10 protein-coding genes are annotated in these 11611 nt (G+C 66.8%); 4 read left to right on the top strand and 6 right to left on the bottom strand.

All coding sequences use genetic code 11. The features are described from left to right. Position 1: 1 nt before the first annotated feature. Together AO057_RS14780 and AO057_RS14775 are read right to left on the bottom strand one after the other, a co-directional pair. A complete protein-coding gene (locus AO057_RS14780; protein ID WP_057676670.1) occupies positions 2-559 on the bottom strand; it encodes a TRAP transporter small permease in 558 nt (185 codons plus the stop codon). A 9-nt stretch (positions 560-568) separates the two neighbouring features. After that, on the bottom strand, positions 569-1534 hold the full coding sequence (locus AO057_RS14775; RefSeq protein ID WP_057676669.1) for a TRAP transporter substrate-binding protein: 966 nt from the start codon (positions 1532-1534) through the stop codon (positions 569-571). Between the two features lie 107 nt (positions 1535-1641). Between AO057_RS14775 and AO057_RS14770 the strand changes: the two genes are divergently transcribed. From AO057_RS14770 to AO057_RS14755, 4 genes are all read left to right on the top strand, one after another. Then, positions 1642-5274 (top strand): hydantoinase B/oxoprolinase family protein, encoded by a 3633-nt coding sequence (locus tag AO057_RS14770; protein ID WP_057676668.1) that lies wholly within the window; start codon positions 1642-1644, stop codon positions 5272-5274. 52 nt (positions 5275-5326) lie between these two features. Further along, entirely contained in the window at positions 5327-7024 is a 1698-nt protein-coding gene (locus AO057_RS14765) for a DUF2339 domain-containing protein (RefSeq protein WP_057676667.1), read from the top strand. Between the two features lie 55 nt (positions 7025-7079). After that, positions 7080-7685, top strand: coding sequence for a hypothetical protein (locus tag AO057_RS14760; protein ID WP_057676666.1), 606 nt, complete (start codon positions 7080-7082; stop codon positions 7683-7685). A gap of 78 nt (positions 7686-7763) precedes the next feature. Beyond that, positions 7764-8099 carry a DUF4156 domain-containing protein gene (locus AO057_RS14755; protein ID WP_057676665.1) on the top strand — a complete coding sequence of 112 codons (336 nt, stop codon included), beginning with the start codon at positions 7764-7766 and terminating at the stop codon, positions 8097-8099. Between the two features lie 65 nt (positions 8100-8164). On the opposite strand, the gene rfaD is transcribed toward AO057_RS14755, so the two are convergent. The 4 genes from rfaD to AO057_RS14735 are packed head-to-tail and all read right to left on the bottom strand — an operon-like array spanning position 8165 to position 11587. After that, positions 8165-9172 (bottom strand): ADP-glyceromanno-heptose 6-epimerase, encoded by a 1008-nt coding sequence (gene rfaD / locus AO057_RS14750; protein WP_057676664.1) that lies wholly within the window; start codon positions 9170-9172, stop codon positions 8165-8167. An 18-nt stretch (positions 9173-9190) separates the two neighbouring features. Further along, on the bottom strand, positions 9191-10129 hold the full coding sequence (gene rfaE1 / locus AO057_RS14745; RefSeq protein ID WP_057676663.1) for a D-glycero-beta-D-manno-heptose-7-phosphate kinase: 939 nt from the start codon (positions 10127-10129) through the stop codon (positions 9191-9193). An 11-nt stretch (positions 10130-10140) separates the two neighbouring features. Beyond that, positions 10141-11298: a lipopolysaccharide assembly protein LapB gene (lapB, locus tag AO057_RS14740; protein WP_057676662.1), complete on the bottom strand. Its 1158-nt coding sequence runs from the start codon at positions 11296-11298 to the stop codon at positions 10141-10143. Beyond that, the gene (locus AO057_RS14735) at positions 11288-11587 is read right to left on the bottom strand and encodes a lipopolysaccharide assembly protein LapA domain-containing protein (protein WP_057676661.1); all 300 of its coding nucleotides are present in this window, start codon (positions 11585-11587) and stop codon (positions 11288-11290) included. Before AO057_RS14735 ends, lapB begins: the two co-directional genes overlap by 11 nt. Between the last annotated feature and the right edge of the window lie 24 nt (positions 11588-11611).

Genomic DNA, 11611 nt, shown 5'->3' with positions numbered 1-11611 from the left:
TTCACAATTCCTCGGAGAAATCACCGCGGGCGTGGCGCTCTTCCACACGCGCCACATAACTGGGCTTGGCTCCGCGCAGCACGCCCACGCATTCATCGACCACGGCGATGACCAGGATGGCGGAGCCGACCACGAAGCTCATTTGCGGAATCCAGATGGGGATGGCCACCATATTGCCGGCGATGTCATTGAACCGCCAGCTGTCGTAGGTGAAACGCGCGGCCCACCAGCCCAGGTAGGCGATGGCCACCGAGGCGATGCCGAGCGAGAGGATCTCCAGCCAGCGCCGCACGGCGGGTGTCACCGATTCCAGCAGCAGCGTGACGCGTACGAAGTCGCCGTTGCGAAAGCTGTAGGCCATGCCCAGGAAGGCGGCCGCGGCGCAGAGCCAGGCCACCACGTCGTTGATCCAGGACACGCGCCAGTTCGCCATGCGCCCCACCGAGGCGCCGATCATCAGCAGCAGGATGGCCAGCACGCACAGCGCGGCCAGGACACCGCCGAAGGCGTAGAGGCCGTCAAGCGAACGGCGCACGGCGCCCGGGCGGGTGTCAGGCATGGCGGGGGATCAGCGCTGGTAGCTGTCCACCAGGGCCTTGCCTTCGGGGCCGGCTTTTTCCAGCCATTCCTTGAGCATGGTGTCGCCCACCTTCTTGAGGTCGGCCTTGAGTTGAGCCGAGGGGGCCAGCACCTGCATGCCGTTGGCCTTGAGCTTGGCCAGGGTCTCGGTGTTGACGCGCTGGCTGGCGGCCAGGCCGCGGGCCTCAGCCGTTGCGGCGGCCTTGAGCACGGCGTCCTGGCTGGGCTTGTCCAGCGCGTCGAAGGCCTTCTTGTTCACGATCACCATGTTCTTGGGCAGCCAGGCCTGGGTGTCGTAGTAGTACTTGAGGTTCTCGTAGAGCTTGCTGTCCACGCCGGTGGCGCCCGAGGTCATGGTGGACTCCACCACGCCGGTGGCCAGGGCCTGCTGCAGCTCGGCGGCCTGCACGGTGACGGGCTGGGCGCCCACCAGGTCGGCTATGCGTGCGGTGGCCGGGCTGTAGGCGCGCCATTTCACGCCCTTGAGGTCGGCCGCGCTGTTGATGGGCTTCTTGGTGTAGATGCCCTGCGGCGGCCACGCCACCGAATACAGCAGCACCAGGCCTTGCTCGGCCAGCTTCTTCTCGATCATCGGGCGCTGGGCCTTGTAGAGCTTCATGGCCGCGTCGTAGCTGTCGGCCAGGAAGGGCAGGCCGTCGGCGCCGTAGATCTGCCACTCGTTCTGGAAGTTGGCCAACAGGATTTCGCCGGCCTGGGCCTGGCCGCCCTGCACGGCGCGCTTGATCTCGGGTGCCTTGAACAGGGAGGCGCCCGCATGCAGCGTGATCTTGAGCTTGCCGCCGGTGGCCTGGTCCACCTCGGTGGCGAACTGGGCCATGTTCTCGCTGTGGAAGTTGCTGGCCGGGTAGGCGGCGGCCAGGTCCCATTTGGTCTGGGCCAGGGCGGAAACGGACAGGGCGAGCGCGGCGCAGGCCAGGGAAAGCTTGAATTTCATGGCGACTCCGGGAGGGTTGAGGGAAAGTGGAATTAGCATAAGCCCAAATCAGCCTCGCAAGCTTCGGGCATACCCCGAGGCCGGCACCCACTACCATCGGGTTCACCATGCAAGACACGACGCGACAGGGCGGCGCCAGCCGCTGGCAGTTCTGGATCGACCGCGGCGGTACCTTTACCGACATTGTGGGCCGCCGGCCCGATGGCGGCCTGGTCACGCACAAGCTGCTGTCTGACAACCCGGGTCAGTACCGCGACGCGGCCGTGGCCGGCATCCGGCACCTGCTGGGGCTGAAGGCAGGCGAGCCCATCACGCCCGAACGCGTGGACTGCGTGAAGATGGGCACCACGGTGGCCACCAATGCGCTGCTGGAGCGCAAGGGTGAGCCCACGCTGCTGGTCACCACGCGCGGTTTTCGCGATGCGCTGCGCATCGCCTACCAGAACCGCCCGCGCCTGTTCGATCGCCATATCGTGCTGCCCGAGCTGCTGTACAGCGCGGTGGTGGAGGCCAACGAGCGCGTGGGCGCGCGCGGCGAACTCGTGACGCCGCTGGACGAGAGGGCGCTGCGCCGCGACCTGCAGGCGCAATTCGATGCCGGCCTGCGTTGCGTGGCCATCGTCTTCCTGCACGGTTACCGCACCACGGCGCACGAGCAGGCGGCCTGCGCAATAGCCCGCGAGATCGGCTACACCCAGGTCAGCACCTCGCACGGCACCAGCCCGATGATGAAGTTCGTGAGCCGCGGCGACACCACGGTGGTGGACGCCTACCTCTCACCCATCCTGCGCCGTTACGTGGACCAGGTGGCGGCCGAGATGCCGGGCGTGCGCCTGTTTTTCATGCAGTCTTCGGGCGGGCTGACCGACGCCCACGCCTTCCAGGGCAAGGACGCCATCCTCAGCGGCCCGGCCGGCGGCATCGTGGGCATGGCACGGACAGCGGAGCTGGCCTTCAACAGTTCCACGGCGGAGATGGCGGGCATGGTGAGGGTGATCGGCTTCGACATGGGCGGCACCTCCACCGACGTCTCGCACTACGCGGGCGAATTCGAGCGCGAGTTCGAGACGCAGGTGGCCGGTGTGCGCATGCGCGCGCCCATGATGAGCATCCACACGGTGGCCGCCGGCGGCGGCTCCATCCTGCAGTTCGACGGCGCGCGTTTTCGCGTGGGGCCGCAGAGCGCCGGCGCCAACCCGGGGCCGGCCAGCTACCGGCGCGGCGGCCCGCTGGCCGTGACCGATGCCAACGTGATGCTGGGCAAGATCCAGCCGGCGCATTTTCCGCATGTGTTCGGCCCGGCGGCCAACGAGGCGCTGGACGATGCCGTGGTGCGCGAAAAATTCGCTGCCCTGGCCGTGCAGACCGGGCGCAGCGCCGAGGATGTGGCCGAAGGCTTTGTCAGCATTGCCGTGCAGCAGATGGCCAATGCCATCAAGAAGATTTCGGTGGCGCGGGGTTATGACGTGACACGCTACACCCTGCAGTGTTTCGGCGGCGCCGGTGGCCAGCACGCTTGCCTGGTGGCCGACGCGCTGGGCATGACACGCGTGCTGGTGCACCCGCTGGCCGGTGTGCTCTCGGCCTATGGCATGGGCCTGGCCGACCAGAATGTGATTCGCGAGCAGGCGGTGGAACTGCCGCTGGAGGCGAATGCCCTGCCGACCATCACCGACAGGCTCGACACGCTGGCCCAGGCCGCGCGCAGCGAACTGGAGCGCCAGCAGCTCAGCGCCGCCGCGCTGCGCGTGCAGCGGCGTGTGCACGTGCGCTACGAGGGCAGCGACTCGGCGCTGATCGTGCCCTTCGGTTCATTGCCCGAGATCACCACCGCTTTCGAAGCCGCCTATCGCCAGCGTTTCGCCTTCCTGATGCAGGGCAAGCGCCTGATCGTCGAGGCGGTGTCGGTGGAGGCCGTGGTGGCCGGCGACGCGCCGGCCGAGCCGCGCCACGCCCTGCACCCGGCGCGCGCCGTGCCCAGCCGTGAGACCGTGCGTTTGTATTCGGGTGGCCAGTGGCATCAGGCGGCGCTGGTGGTGCGCGAGGACCTGCGTGCGGGCGACCGCATCCCCGGCCCGGCCATCATTGCCGAGAAGAACGCCACCACGGTGGTGGAGCCCGGCTGGGAGGCTGAGCTCACCACGCTGGACCACCTCGTGCTGACCCGCCGGGTGCCGCGCGAGCAGCGTTACGCCGCCGGCACCACGGCCGACCCGGTGCTGCTGGAGGTGTTCAACAACCTCTTCATGAACATCGCCGAGCAGATGGGCCTGCAGCTGCAGAACACGGCCTATTCGGTGAACATCAAGGAACGGCTGGATTTCTCCTGTGCGCTGTTCGATACCGCAGGCAACCTGATTGCCAATGCGCCGCACATGCCGGTGCACCTGGGCAGCATGGGTGAAAGCATCAAGACCGTGATCCGTGAGAACACGGGGAAGATGCAGCCCGGCGACGTCTACGTGCTGAACGACCCCTACCACGGCGGCACGCACCTGCCCGATGTGACGGTGATCACGCCGGTCTATCTGGAGGGCAAGACGGAGCCCACGTTCTACGTCGGCTCCAGAGGGCACCACGCAGATATTGGTGGCACGACACCGGGCTCCATGCCGCCTTTCTCCACGCGCATCGAGGAAGAGGGCGTGCAGATCCAGAACTTCAAGCTCGTGGACCGCGGCGTGCTGCGCGAGGCCGAGATCCTGGCCTTGCTGGCCAGCGGCGAATACCCGTCACGAAACCCGCAGCAGAACCTGGCCGACCTCAAGGCGCAGATCGCCGCCAACGAGAAAGGCGTGCAGGAGCTGCGCAAGATGGTGGGGCAGTTCGGTCTGGATGTGGTGCAGGCTTATATGCGCCACGTGCAGGACAACGCCGAGGAGTCGGTGCGCCGTGTGATCACGCGCCTGAAGGATGGCGCGTTCACCCTGCCGCTGGACAACGGCGCGCAGATCAGCGTGGCCATCCGCGTCGATGCCCAGGCCCGCAGCGCCGAGATCGACTTCACGGGCACCAGCGCGCAGCAGGGCAACAACTTCAACGCGCCCACCGCGGTCTGCATGGCGGCGGTGCTCTATGTCTTCCGCACCCTGGTGGACGATGACATCCCGCTCAATGCGGGTTGTCTCAAGCCGCTCAAGGTCATCATCCCTCCGGGCTCCATGCTCAATCCCAACCCGCCAGCGTCCGTCGTGGCGGGCAATGTGGAGACATCGAGCTGCATCACCAACGCGCTCTATGGCGCCCTCGGTGTGATGGCGGCCAGCCAGTGCACCATGAACAACTTCACCTTCGGCAATGCGACCTACCAGTACTACGAGACCATCTCGGGCGGTAGCGGTGCCGGTGAGGGCTTCAACGGTACCTCGGTGGTGCAGACGCACATGACCAATTCGCGCCTGACCGACCCCGAGGTGCTGGAGTTCCGTTTCCCCGTGCGCCTGCTGGGCTACGAGATCCGCCAGGGTTCGGGCGGCGTGGGCCGCTGGCGCGGCGGCGACGGCGGTGTACGCCGTGTGATGTTCCTGGAAGACATGACCGCCGGCATCCTCTCCAACGGCCGCAAGTCCGGGGCCTTCGGTCTGGCTGGCGGTCAGAGTGGTCAGCCGGGCATCAACCGCGTGGTCCGTGCCGACGGACGCGTCGAGGAACTGGGTCACATCGGGCAGACGGTGATGGCGCCGGGCGACGTCTTCGAGATCCATACCCCGGGGGGCGGGGGCTACGGCAGCGCAGCCTGACCCCCGGGACGAGCGGTTAGCATGCGGCTGTCATCACGAAGCGGGGGGAACCATGGCTGATGTCGAAGAGCAGTTGCGTGCGCTGAATCTGCGCCTGGCCCGGCTGGAAGAGGCGGTGCTGAACCTGTCGCCGCGTGTGCCGGTCGCTGCCCCGGTGCGGGACGAGGACGACCCGCATTTCCGCAACACCGAGCCCCAGCCCTACGCTGCCGCGACGGCGCAGCCACAGGCCAAACTGGCGCCGGCCTCACCTTTCTTCGAGAAGTCGGTGGACGCGAGCGAACTCACGGTCACGCAGGTCATGGGTTGGACCGGCGCCACGCTGCTGGTGCTGGCCGCGGTCTACCTGATCCGCCTGGTCTACGACGCGGGCTGGCTGACGCCGCCGCGCCAGCTGGGCCTGGCCGTGCTGGGCGGCGTCGGGCTCATCGTGGCGGGCTTGAGGCTGCGGCGCCTGGACAGCAACTACGCCAGCCTGCTGCCGGCCGGCGGCCTGGTGGTGTTCTTTTTGGCCATCTACGGTGCCCATCTTTATTACCACCTGATCGGGATGGGTGTTGCCACCACGGCGGTGATCTGCAACTGCCTGCTGGCGCTCTGGCTGGGCCGCATCTTCGGCAGCGAGATCTACGGCCTGTTCGCGGTGGTGGGTTCCTACTCCGCGCCGCTGCTGTTGCGGGCCATGAGCGGTTCGGTGGTGGATCTGGTCATCTACTTCACGGCCTGGAGCGTGGTGTTCTGCCTTTACGCGCTGGCCATCGGGAACCGCCGGCCCTATCTGCTGGCCGGCTACATGGCCCTGGTTGCCTTCCAGGTGCTCTGGGAGCAGCTGGCACGCAGCCAGTGGGGTGTGGCCCTGGTGTTCCAGACCCTGCAGTTCGCGGTCTTCCTGAGTGCGGCCATCACTTTCTCGGTACGCCACGAGCGGCCCATGACACAGGCCGAGGGCGTGGCGCACCTGCCCCTGCTGCTGCTGTTCTACGCGCTGCAGTACGCCATCCTGAGTCGGCACCTGCCCGCGCTGGCGCCCTGGGTGGCGCTGGGCAGCGCGGCCGTGCTGCTGCTGGCTTACGGGGTGGCGCGGCGCGCGCTGGGTGTCTCGCTGGCAGCCGGCGGCTTTATCGTCGGCGCCTACTGCGCGCTGGTGCTGTTTCACGCCGTCTACCTGGAGCTGCTGCCCGACCGCTGGGCGTCCTGGGCCGTGCTGCTGGTGCTGCCGCCGGCGGCCCTGTTCGTCACGCGACCGGCGGCTGACGCGCAGCTCATGCTGCCCTTCAAGCTGCTGCTGGGCGGTCTGCTGGCCCTGAACTATGTGCGTGTGGTGCTGCTGGATGACACCGGCGGCGTGGGCCAGACCACCTTGCTGTCGCTGCTGTACACGGCCGAACTCTATGCTGCCTGGTTCCTCGGGCGCGGCCATGCGGCGTTGCGGCAGTGGATTGTTTTTGCCCTCTATGCCGCGCACATCGGCCTGATGGGCGTGGTGCTGCGCAACTTCGACAACGCGCTGCTGGTCTCGCTGGCCTGGGGTGCGCTGGCCCTGGCTTCGCTGTTGCTGGCCTTCCGCACCCGCGACCAGGACCTGGGCAAGTCTTCGCTCTTCATCTTCGCGGCTTCGCTGGTCAAGGTCATCCTCCATGACCTGGCCGGTGCGGCACCGCTGCTGCGCATCGGCAGCCTGGTGGTGGTGGGGCTTTCGCTCTACGCGGGAGGCTTGCTCTACAAGCGGGTGGTGGCACTGGAGCGCTGAACAGAGCACCAGGCCCAGCCACTACACTGGCCTCTTTGTTTTTTCCGGGTTATCCATGGAGTATCTGATCCTGCTGCTGGCGCCCATTGCGGGCTACCAGTTTCTCAAGGCGCGTGAGCAACGCCGCCGTATCTACCTGCTGGGTGGCTACCTGAGCCAATACCAGATCGAGAAGCTGATGGAGAACGTCACCGAGGGGTATCTGCGTGCGCTCGGTGAGGACAATGAGGAGCGCCGCGCGCAGATCTGGGGCATGCTGGGCACGGCCGAGACCGAGCTGAACAGCCAGTTCCAGCGTTTCGTCACCGATTTCTCCAAGGTCTGGAACGGGCAGACGCAGGTCAGCACCCTGGGCTTTGCCTTCCCCTACGCCGACAAGCTCCTTCCACGTCAGTCCTTCGACATGCGCCACGCGCTGGCCATCCATGCCGAGGGCATCGCGGCGGCGGCCGAGAATCGCGGCCAGCTCCCGTTGCGCGACAAGGCGTTCACGATGTCGGCCGAGCTTTTCCTCATGCAGCACAGCTGCCACTGGTTCTGCCGCTCCAGGGCCGTCGCCTCCGCGCGCCTGCAGGCCCGCCACCAGACCAGCCACGCGCAGGTGCTTGCCGCGGTGTCGCCCGCGACGCGCGAGGCCTATCGCAAGCTCACGGGCGTCTGATCCCGTTTTTTGCATTTGGATACACGCAGAGACGCTAGACTCAAGGCATCCGGTTTTCTGCTTTTGATTGGAGTAGCTATGCAGTTTTCGAAAAAGATGACGGGCCTCGTGGCCCTGGGGCTGGTGGCCGCCGGCCTGACGGGCTGTGCCAGCTCGATGATCGGCGAGCGTGTCGGCGCGGACCAGGTTGTGCTGGCCAAGGACACGGAAGTGACCAAGTGCAAGTCGCTGGGGCGTTCCACGCTCAGCGTGTTGTCGTCCCTGGGGCCCATCACACGCAGCGCCGAGGCGGTGGAAGAGAACCTGCTGCAGATGGCGCGCAACGAGGCCATCGACAAGGGCGGCGATACCGTGGTCAAGGGCAACTCCCTCGAATACGGCAAGCGCTCCTACGAAGTCTTCAAGTGCAAATGAGGTGCTGAACGCGCCCATGAAAAAAGCCGGCGGGTCCCGCCGGCTTTTTTCATGGAAGAGGACGATCAGACCCGACCGGCCAGCCACTTCACGTACTGGGCCACGCCGGTCTGGACGTCGGCGAAATTGTGATCGCAGCCGGCAGCGCGCAGCTTGGCCAGATCCGCTTGCGTGAACGACTGGTACTTGCCGCGCAGCGCGTCGGGGAAGGGGATGTACTCGATCAGGCCCTGGGCCGCGATCTGCTCCAGCGGCAGGGCGGCTTCGCCCTTGAGCCCGCGCAGGGTGTTGACCACGCCCACGGCCACGTCGTTGAAGGGCTGGGCACGGCCGGAGCCGAGGTTGAACACACCGCTCTTGCCCGGGTGGTCGAAGAACCAGAGGTTGACGGCTACCACGTCGTCGACGAAAACGAAGTCACGCATTTGCTGACCCGGGCTGTAACCGCCGTACTCGCCGAACAGTTTGACCTTGCCTTCCGCGCGGAACTGGTTGAACTGGTGGAAGGCCACGCTGGCCATGCGGCCCTTGTGCTGTTCGCGCGGGCCGTAGACGTTGAAATAACGGAAACCCGCCACCTGGGTCTTGGCCTTCTCGAAGTTCGTGCCCAGCTCGCGGCGCATGCGCTGGTCGAACAGCAGCTTGGAGTAGCCGTAGACGTTGAGCGGGGCCTCGAACTCGGGCACCTCGCGGAAAGTCTCGGAATTGCCATAGGTGGCGGCGGAGGAGGCGTAGAGCAGGCGTGTGCCCTGCGCCTGGCAGGACTGGAACAACTCGCACGACAGCGTGTAGTTGTTGTCCATCATGTACTTGCCGTCCTGCTCCATGGTGTCGCTGCAGGCACCTTCGTGGAACACGGCCTCGACCTGGCCGTAGTGGCCTTCGTCGAAGTTGGGATAGAAGTCGTCCATGTCCACGTAGTCGGCGATCCTGAGGTCGGCGAAGTTGCGGAACTTGTCGCCCTGGCTCAGGTCGTCGACGACGATGATGTCGTCGATGCCGCGGGCATTCAGGCCCTTGACGATGTTGGCGCCGATAAACCCGGCGGCCCCGGTGACTACTACGCGTGTCATGGTTCTGTCCTCAGAATTTCAATGTGTGCCGAACAGCTCGTCGTAGCTGACGGTGGCGGTGCCGAACTTGCCCACGACGATGCCGCCGGCCTTGTTGGCCAGGGGCATGGCATCGCGCAGCGGCAGGCCCGCGCCCACCAGGGCGGCCAGGGTGGCGATGACGGTGTCGCCCGCGCCGGTGACGTCGAACACTTCGCGCGCCTGGGCGGCCACGCTGATCTCGCCTGCGGCGTCATACAAGGTCATGCCTTCCTCGCTGCGCGTGAGCAACAGGGCCTGCAGGCCGAGCTTCTCCAGCAGGGCGCGTGACCTGGCGCGCAGGTCTTCTTCGCTGCTCCACGAGCCCACCACCTGCTGCAGTTCGGCGCGGTTGGGGGTGATGACGGTGGCGCCGCTGTAGCGCGAGTAGTCCGAGCCCTTGGGATCGATCAGCACCGGTTTGCCGGCGGCCTGCGCGTGCTCGATCATGTGGTGCACGTGGTCCAGGCCGCCCTTGCCGTAGTCGGAGAACAGCACGGCGTCGTGCGAAGGCAGCAGCTTGATGAAGTCGGCGGTCTGCGAGGCCAGCACTTCGCCCTTGGGGCTGTTTTCGAAATCGAGGCGGATGAGCTGCTGCTGGCGGCCGATGACGCGCAGCTTGACGGTGGTCTGCAGGGCCGCATCACGTCCGAAGTGCGGGGTGATGCCGGTCTGGGCCACCAGTTTCTCCAGCGTGTGGCTGGCGTCGTCGTCGCCCACCACGGTCAGCAGCGTGGCCTTGGCGCCGAGCGAGACGACGTTGCTGGCCACGTTGGCCGCGCCGCCGATGCGCATTTCCTCACGCGTGACGCGCACCACGGGCACCGGGGCCTCGGGGCTGATGCGGTCGACCGCGCCGTACCAGTAGCGGTCGATCATGGCGTCGCCCACCACGAGCACGCGGGACTTGGCGAGTTGTTGTTTGGTGATGGTCGTCATGGTCGTTTTTTTCAGAGCTCTTCGACGCGGCGCGCGGGATAGCTGTCCCAGGTCTGGCAGCCCGGGCATTGCCAGAAATGCTGCTTGGCCTCGAAGCCGCAGGCGGCGCAGCGGTAGCGCGTGAGCGGCTTGACGGCGTGATCCAGTGCGCGCTGCACCTGGGGGTGGAACTGTTCGTGCTCCAGCTTCTCGCCGGCGATCCACTTGGCGGCGGCGACCAGCGAGGGTTCGCGCTCGAGGTGGTGCACGTACCAGTCACGTGTGCTGGTGTTGCTGCTCCCGGCAGCCGCTTGCAGCGTCACCAGGGCTTCGAGCACGTCCAGCGAAGGCGTCTGCTCGTAGATCTCCTGCAGCCTGGCCAGCACGGTCACGGTGCGGCCGCTGGCCACGGCGGCCTGGGCCAGCGGGGCAGCGATCAGCGGCGTGGCAGGCGGACAGGCGGACAGGGCGGCTTCCAGCGTGACGCAGGCCAAGGTGGCCTGGCCCTGTCCCATCTGGAGGTGGGCCAGCTCGATGCGCGCGCGCGGGGCGCTGGGGGCGGTATCGATGGCCTGGACCAGCACCTCCTGTGCGGCAGCGACTTCGCCACGCGCCAGGTGGGCGGCGGCCTGCTCGCAGAGGTAGTGGGCCAGGCGGCTGCTGAAGCTGCCGTGCTCGGCGTCTTCGAGCCGGCGGGCGATCTCGGCGGCCTGCGGCCAGTCGCGCGAGCGTTCGTAGTTGGCCAGGCGCGCCAGGCGGGCCTGGGCCTCGAAGGGCGTGCCTTCGAGCTTGATGAGGGCATCCTCGGCGCGGTCCAGCAGGCCGGCCTTGAGATAGTCCAGCGCCAGGGCATGCTGGGCACGCTGGCGATCGGCCTCGGACAGGTCGCCACGCGAGAGCAGGTGCTCGTGCACGCGCACCGCGCGCTCGTATTCGCCGCGGCGGCGGAACAGGTTGCCCAGCGCGAAGTGCAGCTCGGAGGTGTCGGGGTCCTGCTGCACGGCCTCGATGAAGGCGTCGATGGCCTGGTCCTGCTGCTCGTTGAGCAGGAAGTTCAGGCCGCGGAAATAGGCCTTGGGGTTGCGCCGGTTCTCGATACGCAACTGGCGCAGGTCTAGCCGCGAGGCCAGCCAGCCCAGGATGAAGGCGGCGGGCAGGCCGAGCAGGATCCAGCTCAGATCAAGATTCATGGGGCGGTTGAATGGTGGTGAGGGCGAGTTCGCTGTCGGCAAGCGCCTGGCGGCGCAACTGCCGTGCGGCGCGACGCTGCTTGAGCCAGCGCGGCAGCATGGCCAGCACGCCGGCGGCCAGGCCCAGGGCAAAGGCGGCCAGCAGTACCAGCACCAGCGGTGACTGCCAGACGTGGCCGAAGAAGAGGTGCACGCTGATGTTCTGCTGATTGTTCAGAGCAAAGGCGAGCAGGGCAAAAAAAATGGCTGCCCTCAGTATCCACTTCAGCAGCCATGTCAGTTGTTTCATCGATGTCCCCCGGGTGAGGGCATT

This window comes from Curvibacter sp. PAE-UM, from assembly GCF_001432305.1.
Taxonomy (GTDB): domain Bacteria; phylum Pseudomonadota; class Gammaproteobacteria; order Burkholderiales; family Burkholderiaceae_C; genus Hylemonella.
This window is presented reverse-complemented; position numbering and strand designations above follow the sequence as displayed.

Bases quoted from the DNA above. Each gene is read 5' to 3' on its own strand.
- AO057_RS14780 (WP_057676670.1), bottom strand. From the start codon at position 559: ATGCCTGACACCCGCCCGGGCGCCGTGCGCCGTTCGCTTGACGGCCTC.
- AO057_RS14775 (WP_057676669.1), bottom strand. From the start codon at position 1,534: ATGAAATTCAAGCTTTCCCTGGCCTGCGCCGCGCTCGCCCTGTCCGTT.
- AO057_RS14770 (WP_057676668.1), top strand. From the start codon at position 1,642: ATGCAAGACACGACGCGACAGGGCGGCGCCAGCCGCTGGCAGTTCTGG.
- AO057_RS14765 (WP_057676667.1), top strand. From the start codon at position 5,327: ATGGCTGATGTCGAAGAGCAGTTGCGTGCGCTGAATCTGCGCCTGGCC.
- AO057_RS14760 (WP_057676666.1), top strand. From the start codon at position 7,080: ATGGAGTATCTGATCCTGCTGCTGGCGCCCATTGCGGGCTACCAGTTT.
- AO057_RS14755 (WP_057676665.1), top strand. From the start codon at position 7,764: ATGCAGTTTTCGAAAAAGATGACGGGCCTCGTGGCCCTGGGGCTGGTG.
- rfaD (WP_057676664.1), bottom strand. From the start codon at position 9,172: ATGACACGCGTAGTAGTCACCGGGGCCGCCGGGTTTATCGGCGCCAAC.
- rfaE1 (WP_057676663.1), bottom strand. From the start codon at position 10,129: ATGACGACCATCACCAAACAACAACTCGCCAAGTCCCGCGTGCTCGTG.
- lapB (WP_057676662.1), bottom strand. From the start codon at position 11,298: ATGAATCTTGATCTGAGCTGGATCCTGCTCGGCCTGCCCGCCGCCTTC.
- AO057_RS14735 (WP_057676661.1), bottom strand. From the start codon at position 11,587: ATGAAACAACTGACATGGCTGCTGAAGTGGATACTGAGGGCAGCCATT.